The organism is Microcystis panniformis FACHB-1757, from assembly GCF_001264245.1.
GTDB classification, from domain to species: Bacteria; Cyanobacteriota; Cyanobacteriia; order Cyanobacteriales; family Microcystaceae; genus Microcystis; species Microcystis panniformis.
Genome location: NZ_CP011339.1, coordinates 751,221 through 768,338 on the forward strand (window position 1 = coordinate 751,221; position 17,118 = coordinate 768,338).

10 protein-coding genes and 6 pseudogenes are annotated in these 17,118 nt (G+C 41.3%); 10 read left to right on the plus strand and 6 right to left on the minus strand.

Annotation, left to right across the window (positions count from 1 at the left end):
• Positions 1 to 108: 108 nt before the first annotated feature.
• The 4 genes and pseudogenes from VL20_RS33570 to VL20_RS03600 form a co-directional block, all read right to left on the minus strand.
• Positions 109 to 339 (minus strand): annotated as a pseudogene (locus tag VL20_RS33570) (IS1634 family transposase); the annotation flags it as partial.
• A gap of 518 nt (positions 340 to 857) precedes the next feature.
• A complete protein-coding gene (locus tag VL20_RS03595) occupies positions 858 to 2,567 on the minus strand; it encodes an eCIS core domain-containing protein (RefSeq protein WP_284525997.1) in 1,710 nt (569 codons plus the stop codon).
• Between the two features lie 308 nt (positions 2,568 to 2,875).
• Positions 2,876 to 3,161 (minus strand): annotated as a pseudogene (locus VL20_RS27140) (transposase); the annotation flags it as partial.
• Between the two features lie 320 nt (positions 3,162 to 3,481).
• Positions 3,482 to 4,546 (minus strand): annotated as a pseudogene (locus tag VL20_RS03600) (ISKra4 family transposase).
• A 135-nt stretch (positions 4,547 to 4,681) separates the two neighbouring features.
• On the opposite strand from VL20_RS03600, the gene VL20_RS03610 reads away from it, so the two are divergent.
• The gene (locus VL20_RS03610) at positions 4,682 to 5,554 is read left to right on the plus strand and encodes an IS630 family transposase (RefSeq protein ID WP_211571732.1); all 873 of its coding nucleotides are present in this window, start codon (positions 4,682 to 4,684) and stop codon (positions 5,552 to 5,554) included.
• Positions 5,555 to 5,585: 31 nt separating this feature from the next.
• Here VL20_RS03610 and VL20_RS27145 read toward each other — a convergent pair.
• Positions 5,586 to 6,570: pseudogene (locus VL20_RS27145) on the minus strand (IS30 family transposase).
• A 197-nt stretch (positions 6,571 to 6,767) separates the two neighbouring features.
• Here VL20_RS27145 and VL20_RS33575 point away from each other — a divergent pair.
• The 9 genes and pseudogenes from VL20_RS33575 (at position 6,768) to VL20_RS03665 (ending at position 14,011) form a co-directional block, all read left to right on the plus strand.
• Positions 6,768 to 7,871 (plus strand): annotated as a pseudogene (locus VL20_RS33575) (tetratricopeptide repeat protein).
• A gap of 36 nt (positions 7,872 to 7,907) precedes the next feature.
• Positions 7,908 to 8,120 carry a hypothetical protein gene (locus VL20_RS03630; RefSeq protein ID WP_002760549.1) on the plus strand — a complete coding sequence of 71 codons (213 nt, stop codon included), beginning with the start codon at positions 7,908 to 7,910 and terminating at the stop codon, positions 8,118 to 8,120.
• Positions 8,121 to 8,566: 446 nt separating this feature from the next.
• Entirely contained in the window at positions 8,567 to 8,830 is a 264-nt protein-coding gene (locus tag VL20_RS03635) for a type II toxin-antitoxin system Phd/YefM family antitoxin (protein ID WP_002787527.1), read from the plus strand.
• A complete protein-coding gene (locus VL20_RS03640) occupies positions 8,827 to 9,213 on the plus strand; it encodes a type II toxin-antitoxin system VapC family toxin (protein ID WP_002734288.1) in 387 nt (128 codons plus the stop codon). The genes VL20_RS03635 and VL20_RS03640 overlap by 4 nt, the downstream gene beginning before the upstream one ends.
• 874 nt (positions 9,214 to 10,087) lie before the next feature.
• Positions 10,088 to 11,715, plus strand: a pseudogene (gene hcp, locus VL20_RS03645) (hydroxylamine reductase).
• Between the two features lie 85 nt (positions 11,716 to 11,800).
• Positions 11,801 to 12,517 (plus strand): bidirectional hydrogenase complex protein HoxU, encoded by a 717-nt coding sequence (hoxU, locus tag VL20_RS03650; protein WP_002752680.1) that lies wholly within the window; start codon positions 11,801 to 11,803, stop codon positions 12,515 to 12,517.
• Between the two features lie 8 nt (positions 12,518 to 12,525).
• A complete protein-coding gene (locus VL20_RS03655; protein WP_002731876.1) occupies positions 12,526 to 12,921 on the plus strand; it encodes a hypothetical protein in 396 nt (131 codons plus the stop codon).
• A gap of 2 nt (positions 12,922 to 12,923) precedes the next feature.
• Positions 12,924 to 13,385, plus strand: a complete 462-nt coding sequence (locus tag VL20_RS03660) for a hypothetical protein (RefSeq protein WP_052275635.1) — start codon at positions 12,924 to 12,926, stop codon at positions 13,383 to 13,385.
• Positions 13,386 to 13,462: 77 nt separating this feature from the next.
• Positions 13,463 to 14,011: an NADH-quinone oxidoreductase subunit B family protein gene (locus VL20_RS03665; RefSeq protein WP_002740992.1), complete on the plus strand. Its 549-nt coding sequence runs from the start codon at positions 13,463 to 13,465 to the stop codon at positions 14,009 to 14,011.
• Between the two features lie 587 nt (positions 14,012 to 14,598).
• Here VL20_RS03665 and recG read toward each other — a convergent pair.
• A complete protein-coding gene (recG, locus tag VL20_RS03670; RefSeq protein ID WP_052275636.1) occupies positions 14,599 to 17,067 on the minus strand; it encodes an ATP-dependent DNA helicase RecG in 2,469 nt (822 codons plus the stop codon).
• Positions 17,068 to 17,118: the final 51 nt, after the last annotated feature.

The window sequence follows — 17,118 nt, forward strand, 5'->3', positions numbered from 1 at the left end:
TATACTGATAGTTTCTTCTTTCAAAATAGTCCTAAAAGTCTTGCCCAGTAAGCATTTAACCTTACATAAGCAAAAATTATCACACAAAGTCGAGAAGAGCCAAATAGCCATCACATGACCATGAGGAAGACTTCTAATCACTTCAAAATGATTGGGAATGCCTTCAGTCATGGACAGTGTTGCCCCTTTAAGAGCCAGTTTTATATTGTCGATAATATCATCGGGTAATTTTGAGAGATTGGCAAGGGTTCTTTTTTTGACTTGATCTCCTTCTCGGTAGGACTCCCGAAGAAGAACGGCGGGGGGAGAATTACGGTTAGGAACTTTTTCTATATACATGGCTATCATTTTAGCAAATGGAGAGAATTCTTGTCCATTAAGAAATGTTACAAATTACATGGGTACATTAAGAAAAGTTAAGGGGGTGTATCCATTGATGGATAAGGGTTTTCAGCTATTATGGTATATATGTATGGGGGAAGTTCAGCTATACAAGGGCTAGAGCAACTGTTGATTTCAACGACTAAGGTGCGGAATGTGGGTAAATGGGATGTGACGGTTCTGCCCTCCTAGCTGGCATCTTATTTTTACGCAAGTCCCTTATTTATTTTAGCGGTTCTCTCCAATCCGTTCAATGACAGGTAGCGCAATCGCACTTGTTGGGGATGGTGCGTTCCCTGAATGGGGATTGAGTGGGTCATGGGGGTTGTGGAAAGGAACGCACCCTACAAGAGCGGCGATTGCACTGATAACCTAAATGAGCCTGGTGCGTTCCCAATATCTGAATCATAGAGTCACAAGAGTTGCATCAGGGAACGCACCCTACAAGAGCGCTACACTCTACAATGTAAATAAAATCAGATACCAAAATACCCCAAAAACTGGTAAGGAATATTTTGCACTGTTCCATTCATATTTCCCGCTGGATGTCCATTACGCACTTGTCCAGGACCAGGAGCAATGGGCTGCGTTGGATACATCTGTCCATTGCAGGCTTGTACCCCCCCACCAACATTTGGTATATAGTTTATGGCAACTCTTACCCCTGATACTGATTGGATTGGTGCAGATACTGCTTGCGATATTCCAACATCACTCCTCTGATGATTAAGGCATACAATCCATGTACTGCGTTGATTTGCAGGAATAGGACCAGGTATCCAAGCTACATTAACTCGTATATCATTTTCAAACAATTCTTTTGCTTTTCTCCATGAAAAACTTTCCCACGCTTCTGAGTTAAATCTTCCTTGCGTCCCTGACGGAGGTACATTACCATGGTCGTTATAAAAATCTAACATTGTTAATGGGTTTGCAAGCCGATTCATCGCATTTCTTACTGTATTGTGTGCTCCATGCCTGCTACTACTATGATAATTCCCTCCATCTGTCTCATTTCTCATATTCATCAATCCTTCATAAATATTTAATGGATTCATTCGCCAACGTCGAGGGTCAACTATATCCTTAAACCCTTCCCACTCAAAATTGGCAGCCGTGAAAAAATCATAAAGTGTTGTTAAAGGTGTTGAACGTGACCAACGATATGGCTGTATAACTTTACTCTGAATATTTGGCTGTAACTCTGGGGATAAAGGCGACCTCTGGAGGGCAGAAATACTCGGTTTCGCCTGAAGTTCTTCGTCTGGTTCTTCCTGGCGTTGGAGTGCAGAAATACTCGGTTTCGCCTGGAGTTCCTCGTCTGGTTCTTCCTGGCGCTGCACCTGGGGATTGACTTTCAGTTCCCTACTGGTAGCAGGCAGACTCGACTGTTCTCCCATTGCTGCTGGCTCACTCCCCGGAGTAGTATGACGCGGTGCTTGAAATTGCTGACCCTTTCCTGACTGTCCGGTCGATGATGATGGCGATTCGGCATTGAGTCTTTGTAAGACTTCCGAGGCTACCTTGTCCGCTTCCTGTTCGTAGCGATCGCCTGCTTCCCCGATCGCCAGTTTTCCCCGCACAGTTCCCGTTTGCTGCACTACATGGGTCAACTCATGGGCCAGTAATTCCTTGCCACTGGAACTCCCAGGATTGTATTCCCCTTGGCGGAAAAAGATGTCTTGTCCTGTGGTGAAGGCACGAGCACTGAGGGATTGATTGAGAGCATCAGCCGTGCTGTCGGTATGGACGCGCACCTCACTGAAATTGGTGCCAAAAGCGGATTCCATTTGCCGCTGGATGCCAGCATCGAGCGATCGCCCCCCACCCCGTGTCTGTTCAATTGTTGCTTCCACCTCTGGCGTGGCTTCGGTTTCTCTCAGTCCTTGGCGAGACAGTTCCACTACCCGTTGGACGTAGCGGTTGCCGTACTGCCGCTGCATCTGGAGCATCAGTTGGCGGCCGCGGGCGGGGTAGTCTGAGGTTGCCCGACTGAGCAAGTTAGCGTGAACTTTGGCCGAGGGAGCACTGCCAATCGGACTGATGACCTGTGTTAGGGGGTCTTGTTGGGTTGCCAGAACATCTTCTTGGGCAGTCGCCCTCTGTGCTTCCCGTTCCTTGGTTGGCTGGGAGTGCTGGGATTTGGTGTCGGGGGTCAATTGGCGATTGCGCATGGCACACCTCATATCAAAAGTAGTCTGACAGTTTCTCCAAGGAAATGAAAATTCTCCTCATGCCCTTTGGCTACTATATTGTTAGTCTAGCACAAAAATGGAATAGTTTTGAACCCCTAAAATAATTCCTGAATGATTTTGTCTTTTATCAATCCAATTAGTATGGATTTTATAAAAGTGTATCTTCATCTAAATACAGACGAATTTTGGTCATTCTAGGAGTTGTTTTTTTTTGATAATGTTGTTTGGCGAGTTCTTGATAGGCAGTTTGTTCTGCTGCTATGTCTCGCTCTATTTCCTCTCTATTAGCATGATATACTTTAGACGTTCATAATCTGAGATTTATTAAACTTCTGGAATCGTAGAGTCAGCAAGAAATCCAGTTCTTTTTTATGTTTCAGATGGGCATCATTCAGACATTCATAAATAGCTGAGGAAAAGTAAAAAAAGTTTTCATAATATTTACCATATAAACATTTCTTTCTGACAAATTTCCACAACCTTTCAATTAAATTTAGATTAGCGAGACGGTAGATAGAGTAGCTCTATTGACAAGGAAAGAGCTAATTCTTCAACAATTTTACATTTTTGATAGCGGGCATTATCGGTTCTTCGTTACTTAGTATGGTTCGATAGGGGGGCATAAATCGACTAAATCCTTATCTGGCAAGAGACTTAATTGATTAGTTCGCTCTAGATCAAAAATAATTGACAAAAATCGCCAAATGCCTTTCTATATAAGGGTTCCATCCCTTATAACCCCCGTCCATTGCATAACAAAAACCGAAGAACCGCATTATCTAAGACTAGAGTGATGGGAATCATTAGTCCTAAATCAGCATAGACCTCGTTTCCACACAGAAACCAGAAGGGGAGCATCTCACCTTTGCAATAAGTAGAAATGCTTAATGAGATCAATAAAAAAGTTAAAAAAGGCAACCATTTAGATAAGCACAGCGATGACGAAGGACTTGCGGTACATTACAAGATTGCCAACTTGCACCAGTAATTTTAAGACGATGAGCAATTTGTTTAATTTTTGATTCGACGGAGCCAGAGCCAATGGAAATCCCCTCTGCCTGCAAATAACCATAATTGACAATTCGATGTTTATGCTTGTTTAAATAAGTAATAAAATTCTCAACTTGCGGCTCTGACCATCCTTCACAACAAGAGATAGCGGCGTCCACGTCCCCCTTCCTCAAGAAAACATTTTACCTCCTCAATTCGCTGGAATGACCCGCCAACTTTATAGAGGTTTTCGATTAAATGATACCAATCCAATATTTCAATTCTTTCCTGTTTCTCTCCGAGCTCACGAAATAAATTCCAGATACCATCATGTCCATCTCCTAAACAAATTAAAGGCTTGGCCAAAACTTGAGAATTAACCAAATCTAATAAAGCTGAGTTATCTTGAAAAAAAGCCGCTACCCCCAGTTGATGAAAACTCACTGCTTTATAATCACGCCAAATTAAGGCTTTTCCCTTGGCAGTTCTTAGTCGTACCTTACCGCCATCTAGGCTCATTTCTTCCACTTCCACTTCTGGGTTAGACGGTAATTCTTCAAAAGCCTAGCGATGTACGAGGCGTTGTTGGGTACTGTGAGAAACAGCAATCCCTGTCAATGATTTGATTTTCTGCGCCGATTTTTCGTAGGATTCATCGCCACTTAATAGCAAACAGTTCTTCTCTAACATTGGACTCATCTGAGTCCGAGACTTTATTTCTAATTTTTTCGCTTGTTTTTCTGTAATTGGTAATTCCCCCAAAATACTTTTCACTTTTCTCGTCCGACCGGCAGTTTCTTCTGTGCTTGTTTTGACAAAAAAATACCGATTTCTGGGTTAACATAATGAATCATTAAATCTCTGACTGTCTCCTCTATCTCTCCCAAGTTATTAAATTTCTTAATTTGGGATTGCTCATATAGACAAGCTCCCAACTCTCGGGATAACTCTTTAATTCTTTTTTCATTTTCTGATAACATTGAATTATTCCTCCCATCGAGAGCTATTCTGAATTGTAAGTTATAACTATTATAATCTCATTTCTCTTTGTGATCAAGTTGAAGATTTTCTAGTTGTTGACTGCTATAAGTATTAATACTCATTGCATAAGTGAGATGCTCCCAACCAGAAGAGCCAAAAATCTCAAGAAAAAAAGTGCAGAACATCGGAGAGGAAAAGAACCTTTATTGAAGGAAGAACAATTGCAAAAATTAAAAGAAGAACTGAAAAAACGTCCTGCCGATGGAGGAATCTGGACAGGTCCGAAGGTAGCCAGATGGATAGAAAAGGAAACGGGGCGAGAAAAAGTTTGGAATAAAAGGGGATGGGATTACCTAAAAAAGTCGAGATATTCTTGTCAAAAAACCAGACCAAAACATAAAAAAGTAGATCCAGTTGAACAAGAAAAATTTAAGCAAAATTTACCAGTAAAAGTCCAAGAATTAAGAAATAAATTTCCCAATGCTCAAGTAGAAGTCTGGTTCTTTGACGAACATCGAGTTGGCTTAAAACCAATCATTAGAAAAGTCTGGGCTCCAATAGGAGAAAGGCCTTCTGCCCTAGTGCATCATCGTTATGAATGGTTATATGTTTACGGGTTTGTTGAGCCAAAAACAGGAAAAAAACTCTGGTATTTAATCCCAAGAGTTAATCATCAATGGTTAAGTTTAGTCTATCAATCTTTTGCAAAAGATGTCGGGTTATCGGCAGAAAAAATTGTCCTATTAGTACAAGATAATGCTGGGTGGCATAGAAGTGAAAAACTTGAAGTTCCTGATGGAATCATGCTCGATTTTCTACCGGCTTATTCGCTAGAACTAAAGCCAGCCGAGAGATTGTGGTCTCTAGTAGATGAACCTCTGGTTAATGAGTATTTTGAAACAATTGAAGAAATAGAAGAAATTCTGATAACTCGTTGTCAGTATCTCGAAACAATGACTAATAAAATTAAAAACTTGACTAACTATCATTGGCTAACTTATGACTGATTGTTATCATTTTTTAAAACAGGATTTAGTATCAAGTTTGAATTGCATCACTATCTGATCTACCTTTATAGAACACCTCATTGGGGGTCTGATAGTCAAGACATTTTCGAGGACGATTGTTAATCAAGTTTACGGCTCTTTCCACCTCCTCTGGCTTAAGGATTTTAAAATTTGTCCCCTTGGGGAAAAATTGTCTTAACAGTCCATTGGTATGCTCGTTTAATCCCCTCTCCCACGAATGATAAGGAGTAGCAAAATAAAAATCTGCTCCTAGTTTCTGACTCAACTCTTGATGTCCACAAAATTCTTTGCCGTTGTCACAAGTAAAGGTTTTTCTTTTGTCAGGGTGAATCTCTTGGAAAAGTTTTTCTGTGACTCTATTGATTTCCGATGCGGTTTTGTTTTTGGCTAATCCTGCTCCTAAAAATTTCGAGGCTTTGTACACATGAGTAACGAGAACTCCTAGATGATTGCCTCCAATCATTGTGTCACTTTCCCAATGACCGATTTCGGTTTTCTGGTCAGCAATTGCTGGTCGCTCGCTGATATCTACACGCCCTGGAATCCCTCCACGCTTACTTTTTGCTCCATTTCGACTCTTTCTTTTTCCTCGTCCTTGACGTAGGCATTCTTGATACTTTCCACAGTCAAGGGTAGTTTTGATAGATCATTTGATAGATGGTTTCATGACTGAGAGATTCTTGACCAGCTTTTTTCAGACGACCCGCTATTTGTTCGGGACTATGATAATTTTTCAATCCTTCTTTCACCAACTCTAAGGCCGACTCGCTGACATTTTTAAAGGGTTGTTTGGCATTTTTGGTGCGCGTCTCGCTTTCAGCTTGTGCTGTGTCAGGTAGATAGCAGCCGAGAGAACTTTGATTCCTTCTTAATTCTCGTGATATTGTGCTTTGATGACATCCGAGCCAGGCGGCCATTTGCCGTTGAGATAAATTTCCCTCTTGACTAAGTTGGTAGAGCAAGTTTCTTTGTTCTAAGTACCTAGGCAAAATTATTTACACATGACGATCATTGCCCCGTAAGGGTTTTAGCTCGATCGGGCAGGTAATTAATTTTGCATGACTACTTATGTTAAGATGTTGAGGGCTTCGTTTTTGGGTCTGATTTGTTTTTGTTAATGATCGGACACTACCTGATGAGCCTTTCTTTGTCAACTCTTGAGGTTGATGCGTTTCATTTTTGAATTGGCGTTGTGCGCGGTTTAGAAAATGCACTACTGTGCTGCGAAGAAGCAGAAAGTCAAGGCTATGTATTATCGAGTCAAAGTCCGGTTTATGGGGGAACCTGGGCCGGAGTTCCTAAGATTTTAGGCTATTTAAACCTATCTCGTGAGCGATTTGAGCGGCAATTTCCCTTTACTTTAGTATTCTTATTGCCGGAATTTGCCTTGCGGTATTTTATTCGTCGTGCGTCGGATTTTTTTGATTGGTATTCGGGAGTTTATGAATTTCCGACGGATAAGGACATATTGGAAAGAGAAATTAGAAGACTGGTTTATTTAGACGGAGATCTCGATACCTATCAGCAATTCACTCCCCAACAACCACAGGAAAAGTTAGCCGAAATTAAGGCCTATTTAAGCGATTCCCCATCTCTCGATCCTGTTCGAGCATCTGAATTGTGGCATGAAAAAGGCTTAATTCATCAAATGGGAAAAGAATACGAACAAGCGATCGCCTCCTTTGATCGAGCTTTAGAAATTAAACCCGATGACCATCAAGCTTGGTACAACCGAGGGATTGCGTTAAAGAATTTAGGCAGATTTGAACAAGCGATCGCATCCTTCGATCGAGCTTTAGAAATTAAACCCGATGACCATGAAGCTTGGTACAACCGAGGGGTTGCGTTGGGTAATTTAGGCAGATTTGAACAAGCGATCGCATCCTACGATCGAGCTTTAGAATTTAAACCCGATTACCCTGATGCTTGGAACAACCGAGGGATTGCGTTACATAATTTAGGCAGATTTGAACAAGCGATCGCATCCTGGGATCGAGCTATTAAAATTAATTCAAATGATGCTAAGTACCTAGGCAAAATTATTTACACATGACGATCATTGCCCCGTAAGGGTTTTAGCTCGATCGGGCAGGTAATTAATTTTGCATGACTACTTAATGCTTACTACAATAAAGCTTGCTGTTATGGCTTACAAAACAATGTGGAATTAGCTATCGAAAACTTACAACGCGCCATCAATCTTGATGTCGAATATCAAGATATGGCAAAAACGGATAAAGATTTTGATCAGATTCGGGGAGATGAGCGGTTTCAGAGTTTCCTAAATCGAGTATAATAATATATATTTGTATTTTAGCTAAGGAGATATTCTATGACTAATACCTACACAGCTATCATTCAGCCAGACGGAGATTGGTGGATTGGTTGGATAGAAGAAATTCCGGGAGTTAACTGTCAAGAAGCATCTCGTGACCAGTTATTAGAAAGCCTAAAAATTACTCTTAGTGAAGCATTAGAATTGAATAAACAGGAAGCAATTTCCGCTACTAGGGGAAACTACCAAGAAGAGAAAATTGTTGTATGAAACGCAAACAGTTTATCGATCGCGTCCTGTAGGGGCGAAGCATTCGGATAGGAAATCTACGGTTTCAGCGATAAGTTATTGCCCGAATGCTTCGCCCGTACTTTTTCAGCAAGTCCTAGCCATTCTTGGTGGTTTAACCCCCAATTAAATAAAAGATCTGCGATTCCAAGACATACCGGAGTGATAATTATCACAATTGGGCAATTCAGCAATGGGAAAAAGTTGCCAACCCTTTATTAACTTGTGAGGCAGTTATCACTGAATCCTGTTTTAGGCTCTTCTCGACTTTGTGTGATAATTTTTGCTTATGGAATCGTGAAATGCTTATCGGGCAAGACTTTTAGGGCTATTTTGCGGAAGAAAGTATCAGTATAGACCTCGTTTCCACACAGAAACCAGAAGAGCCTGTTTTATTTTGTGAAGTAAATAAAGAGAGAAAATTATTCATGTCAAACAAAACTATTGATCTCAATCAAGTACAGTTAACTTTACAAGAACTACTTGCCTTAATAAAGGTAGATACTGAAATTATTATAACCGAAGGAAACAAGCCTGTAGCTCGTCTAATTCCTTGGGGAGATACTGAAAAAACAACGTCTGAAACTCCTTCTCCTAAGTTACGACAACCAGGACTACACGCTGGAAAAATTAGGACTAGGGAAGATTTTGATGAGCCACTTCCTGAAGAATTTTGGACAGGTGAATCATGAAATTTCTTTTAGATACCCATACATTTATTTGGTGGGATAGCGAACCAGAAAAACTCTCTCAAAGAGCTTTAGAACTGTGTAGAGATCCTAGTAATACGCTATTACTTAGTATTACAAGTATTTGGGAAATGCAAATCAAACTACAACTAGGTAAACTATCACTCAAGATACCTTTAGCAGAAATGATTAATACTCAGCAGGAAACTAACCAAATTGGCCTTTTATCAATTACAGTCAGCCATGTTTTAGCTTTAAATACTTTACCTAACATCCATAAAGATCCATTTGACCGCTTGTTAGTTGCTCAAGCTAATCTTGAAAATGCTAGACTGATTAGCCATGATTCAATATTAGCAAAATATCCTGTTCAGATAGATTGGTAGATAGGGCTTGCTGAATAAATGTGAAATATAGACGAGGTAAGGGTTTTAGGGTTCTGTTTTGCTCTCACAGGTGCAAGATTTTGAGAGAATCGTCGTTCAAAACCTTGCGTCTTCATCGGCCCGCGTCCTGTAGGGGCGAAGCATTCGGACAATAACCTATCGGTGAAACCGTAGATTTTCTATCCGAATGCTTCGCCCGTACTTTTTCAGCAAGTCCTAGCTATTCTTGGTGGTTTAACCCCCAATTAAATAAAAGATCTGCGATTCCAAGACATACGGAAATTAGGTATATTCTCGCTAATAAAATCTGCAAAGATATCGGAATACCACTAATAAAATAAATCGTTCATCAGTCTTGATGTCAAATATCAGGATCTGGCAAAAACAGATAAAGATTTTGAGCAGATTCGGCGAGATAATCGGTTAAGTTAAGTAAATAAAAAAAGAGATAACTATCTATGTCGAAAGCAATCCCATCATCAGAGTTAGGCGATAATAACTCTTAAGTTCCAACTTTCTATCCTAATCAGGAGACCGATTGCTATGACACTGGCAAATACCCACCTAAAAATCGAAAATTTCGCTCATTATATCATAAAAATCACCAAAAATACTTAATTTAAATAAGACAACTAAATAATTGTTTAATCGGTAATTCTTGAGGAAATCTAAAATCAGAACCCAACCGGCAAAAAAAGTGAGAGAATAAAAACATAGTTCAGAGAGTAGAGGCTGTCAAGACAAGCTTTCCAGTCGTAAAATCCATAATTCTTGCTGGGTGAGGGCCGATAACTAACTTTCAAAAAGCAGAATTAAATTTAGTAGAAAAAAATCGCAACAATCTGTCAATCTACTGAAAAAAGAGAGAAAACTTATGTTTTGTGAACAATGCGAACAAACCGCTAGTGGTAATGGTTGTCATCAGTGGGGAGCCTGTGGAAAAAGTCCCGAAGTCAACGCCGTTCAAGACTTATTAGTGTATTGTCTGCGGGGATTAGCATCGGTGGTTTTAAAAGCCAAAGAAGCGGCAATATCTACTCGCGAAGCTGATATTTTTACCTGTGAGGCGCTTTTCGCCACCATGACCAATGTTAACTTTGATCAGCGGCGTTTTACTGATTATATTCAGCGTTGTTTAGAGATTCGGGAAAATTTAAAAGCACAATTGGGATCGCTGGACTGGTCTGCACTTGCTAACTATCAGCCTAATTTTAATGAGAGCCTAGTTAGCCAAGGTCAAGAAGTATCCTTAGAACTAATTGAAAAAGTGCAAGACCTCGATATTTTTTCCCTAAAGTTAACTGCTATCTACGGAGTTAAAGGTCTTGCTTCCTATACTTTCCACGCTCAGGAATTAGGTCAAGAGGATGACTCAGTTTATCAGGTTATCCAAGAGACTTTAGCGGCAATTGATCGCAGTGATTTAAACCTGAATGATTGGGTGGCAATCTGTCTAAAAGTTGGGGAAGCAAACCTGCGAGCAATGGAATTATTAGATCAAGGTCATACCGAAACCTACGGTCATCCCATACCGACAAATGTTCCCTTAAATCCGCGTCTAGGTAAAGCCATTTTAGTCTCCGGCCATGATATTAAACAATTAGCGGCTTTACTGGCACAAACTGCCAATACTGGGATAACAGTCTATACCCACGGAGAATTATTACCCGCCCACGGTTATCCAAAACTCAAAGAAAAATATCCCCATCTCTACGGTCATTATGGCACCGCCTGGCAAAATCAAACTAAGGAATTTGCTAAGTTTCCGGGGGCAATAGTTTTAACTACTAATTGTCTCATGCCCCCCACGAAAACTATGAAAGTAAACTCTTTACCCTCGGACCTGTGGGTTATGTCCATATTAACCGCTTAGAAACAGTGGACGGTGCGATCGATTTTAGTCCCGTGATTGCTAAAGCGCAGTCATTGCCCGGATTTACTGAAATAAGCGAACCTCGGCAGGTAATGGTAGGATTTGCCCACAATACCGTTCTTAGTGTCGCTGATACGGTGGTTGATGCCCTTAAACAGGGTAAAATCCGTCACTTCTTCCTAGTTGGCGGCTGCGATGGCGCAAAACCTGATCGCAATTACTACACCGAATTTGTGGAACAAGTCCCCGAAGATTGCATCGTTTTAACCCTTGCCTGTGGAAAATTCCGCTTTTTCGACAAACAATTAGGTAGCATCGAAGGATTACCCCGGCTGATGGACGTGGGACAATGTAACGATGCCTATAGTGCCATCAAAATCGCCCTAGGATTAGCCAACGCTTTTAACGTTAGCGTCAATGAGATTCCCCTCTCCCTAATTATCTCTTGGTACGAACAAAAAGCGATCGCTGTACTGCTCACCCTGCTGCATCTAGGTATTCAAAATATCCGTCTGGGACCAACTTTACCGGCATTTATCTCCCCCAACGTCCTGAAATTCCTCTCCGATACCTATCACCTGCAGCCGATTACCACCCCCGCAAAAGACTTAGCCGCTTGTCTAGGTTAAAACTTTCTGTAAAAATCCCACCCTTGGCCACAAATTGTGGCCTATGGGAAGGAGAGGGATATTATCCTCAAGGAGAATAATTTTTATGTCCGTAATCACTTTAAGCATTGATGGTAAAGATGTAGCGATCGAAGCGGGTTCGCGAGTTCTCGCAGCCGCTAGTCAGGTAGGAATAAAAATTCCCGCCCTCTGTCATCTCGATGGGGTTTCCGAAGTAGCTGCCTGTCGCTTATGTTTGGTAGAAATTGAAGGTATTAATAAATTATTACCTGCCTGTGTAACGGAAGTGGCGGAAGGAATGGTGGTTCACACCGATACCCCAAAACTGAAAGAATATCGCCGCATGACAGTGGAATTATTATTCGCTGAAGGTAATCACGTTTGTGCGGTTTGTGTGGCTAATGGTAACTGTGAATTACAAGATTTAGCCATCGAAGTGGGTATGGATCATAGTCGTTTTCCCTACCGTTTTCCCAAGCGAGAAGTGGATATTTCCCATCCTCTTTTTGGTATCGATCATAATCGTTGTGTTCTCTGTACCCGTTGTGTGCGAGTCTGTGATGAAATTGAAGGGGCGCACGTTTGGGATCTGGCCTATCGCGGCGAAAAAGATAAAATTATTGCGGGAATGGATCAGCCTTGGGGCAGCGTTTCTGCCTGTACTTCCTGCGGCAAATGTGTTGCCGCTTGTCCAACCGGGGCGATATTCCGCAAGGGTTCCGCCGTTTCCGAAAAAGAGGAAGATCGATCGAAGTTGGAATTTTTAGTTAATGCTAGGACTGAACACCAATGGACGCGTTAAACTAATCGATGGAGGGTGATAGTGATCGATGGGCGCATTTAGATATCTACGAGCAGAAATTAACCGCCAAGGTAAGGGAGGACTATGATCAGATTATGGGTAATAATCAAGATATCCTAGGGATTGCTGCCCAATACGAAATCTCGGAAATCGATATCCGACGCGCCAAGGATTACGCTTTTGGATCGGGAGTGTCTCGATATCAATTTTTTCCCGAAGGTTTAATGGTAGCAGCTTGGCGAAGACTCGCTGGCGCTCAAGGGAATAATCTTGATCGGATGTTTCTCAATCATGAAATCTACGAATCTGACTTAGTGATTAATCGAGGCTTTTCGCAGCAACAAGCGCATTTACTGGCACAAAAACAATATCCTTGGTCCGATTCAATTCAGCAAACGAGATAATTATGACCACATCACCCGAATCGCAATTTCTGCAAGCCATAGAAATGTGTCAGTCTCTCTCCAATTTGACGGCGCAATTTTCCAGTATTCCTTGTCGGATAATTGAAATTTTGTCTGATGTCAGTCAAGAGCCTAGGGTTTTGTATTCGCTCTTAATTAAATATTCTAGAGAAGTGGATTCCGCTTTAGTTGCCCTAGATATTTATGCCAAAAGTGCTGATAATTGGCGAGTAAAAGATCGAGATAAAACCTGTTCTCTTGGTTTTGGAGTAAAAGACCATTGCACGATTTTAAGCTGTTTGCTCAATTTCGGCAAACGTCCTTTTTCTTTTATTTCCTATACGGGAAATTTTGCATCGGAGGCGATTATTTTTGAGCTACTTAAAGACTGGAAAAATCTAGATTTAGCTCCTTTCTTTGAGGAAAAAATGCAAGAGTTTATCCTGGAGGCAAAAATAGCTTAAAAGAGAATTTCTTTGCGTTTGATCCTTTTGACGAAATTGCAACTCAGCCAAAAAATACCAATCAAGGAATTAAAATTATGTCTAAAATTCGCTTTGCTACTGTCTGGTTAGCCGGTTGTTCGGGATGCCATATGTCCTTCCTCGATTTGGACGAATGGCTGTTAGAATTAGCTGAAAAAGTTGACGTGGTGTATAGTCCCGTCGGCTGCGATCTGAAAACCTATCCGGAAAATGTCGATGTCTGTTTAGTGGAAGGAGCGATCGCTAATCAGGATAATTTAGAACTAATTCATCTAGTCCGTCAAAATACCAAAACCGTCGTTTCTTTTGGTGATTGCGCTGTGACTGCTAATGTTCCCGCTATGCGGAATATGTTGGGAACTGCTGATCCCGTGCTAAAAAGAGCTTATTTAGAGTTAGGAGATAACACACCTCAACTACCAGAAGAACCCGGTATCGTTCCCGAATTATTAGATCAAGTGCTGCCCGTCCATCAAGTCATTCCCATCGATATTTTTATGCCGGGTTGTCCCCCCGATGCGGACAGAATTCGCGAGACATTGATTCCCATTTTAAAAGGGGAATTACCCGTGATGGCAGGACGAGAAATGATTAAATTTGGTTAATTGAATCAGTTATCAGTGATCAGTTATCAGTTATCAGTTATCAGTGATCAGTGATCAGTGATCAGTGATCAGTTATCAGTGATCAGTGATCAGTTATCAGTTATCAGTGATCAGTTATCAGTTATCAGTTATCAGTTATCAGTGATCAGTTATCAGTTATAAGATTTGAGTTTTAAGTTTTGAGTGAGCAGTATGTATTAAGTGAGCCTCATCAAATGGCAGTTTGCTGCTGTCTTTTCGCTGATTACTGATCACTGTTTACTGATTACTGATTGGGTGCATCTCATATTTGTAAAAATACCGACAATCAGCAATTATCAGTGACTCCTAAATTATTACAGATGTGTCAGCAGCCGCGTGTAAGCATCCCACCGAAAAACTAATGCGCGGGGGGTTTGGGGGCGGCGCCACGCCCCCAACGGGGGGTTTGGGGGGTAGAACCCCCAAAGGCTTGGATTGAGTGATAAAATCGGAAGTAATACGGCCATCCCTTGAGTATGGGCTACATATCAAGAGAGGCACTCATGCAAAACGGAGAATAAATAATCAGTTTTTAATAACTGGATACTGATTACTGAACATCTAAATCAAGTTAAAATATCCGCTCCTAACATCCGTTGATATTTAGCTTCTAAAGCTTGTTTCAAATTGGGCAAAGTGATTAAATGGGGATCATCTAACATAATTTTTTCGGCGGCATCTCTTGCCAAAACTAACACCTCTTGATCCTCCACTAAACTAGCGAGGGCAAAATCTGGTAAACCCGATTGTCGTTGTCCTAAAACTTCCCCCGGACCGCGAAATCGCATATCCATTTCCGAGATAAAAAAGCCGTCTTGGGATTGTTCCAAAACCGTCAATCTTTGACGGGAATTAGCACTATTACTGCCACTTAAAAGTAAACAATAGGATTGATGGGAACCTCTGCCGACGCGCCCCCGTAATTGATGCAATTGTGAAAGGCCAAAACGTTCGGCATTTTCAATTAACATCACCGTGGCATTGGGAACATCCACCCCCACTTCGATAACCGTAGTTGAGACAATAATTTGCAGAATATTATCGCGAAAAGCTGTTAAGATTTCCTCTTTTTCGGCGGAACTCATGCGACCATGGAGTAAACCGATATTAAAATTGGGAAAAATCTTTTCTGATAAATTTTGATATTCTTCCACCGCAGCCCTCACATCTAATTTTTCCGATTCTTCAATTAAGGGAAAAATCACATAAGCTTGTCTGCCTTGGGCAATTTCACGGCGAATTAAATCATAGGCAGCCCTTCTTTGATTGCCATTTAAAGCGGTGGTTTGAATCGGTTGTCTGCCGGGGGGTAATTCGTCAATTTGACTCACATCTAAATCCCCATGCAGGGTTAAAGCTAAAGTACGGGGAATCGGTGTTGCTGTCATGGTTAAAACGTGGGGAGACTCTCCTTTGCTTAATAATCTTGCCCTTTGTTGTACCCCAAAGCGATGCTGTTCATCAATAACAACTAAACCTAATTTGCGGAAATTAACTGCATCTTGAATTAGGGCATGAGTTCCCACTAAAAGTGGTAATTCTCCTGTCTCTAATTGGGCGTGAATTTCTCGCCGTTTAGCGGTTTTTGTGGAACCAGTTAATAATTCTACGGGTAAATGTAAGAGATTAAACCAGCTAACTAACTTACGATAATGTTGTTCTGCTAAAACTTCCGTAGGAGCCATTAATGCCGCTTGATAACCGGATTGTAGGGCTGCTAAAATGGCATAAACTCCGACAATTGTTTTGCCAGAACCCACATCCCCCTGCACAAGACGATTCATCGGGGTGCTAGAATCTAAATCCTCTAAAATTTCCTCAATAACTCGTTTTTGAGCATTGGTTAATTGAAAGGGAATTATCTGATTAAATTGATCAATTAGTTGACCCTTAGCACTAAAAATAGCGCTTTTCTGTGTCTGACGATACTGTTGCCGCCGCCGCAGAAACCCCAATTGTAAAAAGAAGAATTCATCAAAGACTAATCGCCGTCGCGCTTGACTGAGAATCTCGGCATTATTGGGGAAATGAATGTTAGTAATTGCTGTTTTTAAATCGATTAATCCGTATTGTTTTCTTAGACCGAAAGGTAGGGGGTCTTTTATCGCCTCTACTGCCCCAAAAGCGGCGACTACAGCCTTTCTAATTAGGTCGGCGGGTACTCCATCGGTGAGGGGATAAACCGGCAGGATACGCCCGATTTTTAAGGACTCAATACTTGCCCCAGAACTGTCTAATAACTCAAATTCAGGATTTTCTAAAGTTAACCCATATTTTCCCGCTTTGACTAAACCACTAACCGCCACCACCGAACCGACGGGATAGAGTTTTTTTTGTCCTTCTTGCCAAGCACGATTATTATAGCGAGTTCCCGCATAAAAACGGTTTAATTTTATCTGTCCAGTGCGATCCTGTAAGAGCAATTCAAAGATAGCTAACTTGGTGTTTTTGGGGCTAGTAAAACAATTACAGCGCTTGACATTCCCCACTAAAGTTACCGTTTCCCCCTCGGTTAAATTAGCGATATTGACTTGACGACTATAATCCACATGATCCCGGGGATAATAATATAATAAATCTTCAACTTTGTGGAGGTTTAATCTTTCTAAAAGACTGGCTTTTCTCTCTCCCACTTCCGCTAGATATTTCAAGGGTTGTTCGAGGGTGACTTGCCGTGGAGAATTAGCCTTTGCCGTGATGGGAGTGGTATTAATAATTTTCGCCACAGCTGGTTCTTTTGGGGTGGGGGTTGCTTCTAAAGTTTGCCGTAATTGTTGTAAAAAATTGCGAGTTTCGGCGACTAATTGTTGTCTTTGTCTGGGATTAAATTGGGAATATTGGGCAAATTTTTGGGCTAATTCTCGCCAGCGATTTCTCTCACTGGTGGCAATTCCCACGGGAGGATTATCCCCGAAACTAAGACAGAAAAACTCGCTAAAACGGTATTGATTTCCCTGAAGATCGGGATAACCTTTTTCCGCTTCTACAGATAAGGCTTTTTGTAATCTCACCCAGTCGGGTATTTCCCCTTTCATAATTGCCTCTTGATTCCAAATTTCCCAGTATTATGTTTCCCTAATACCTCT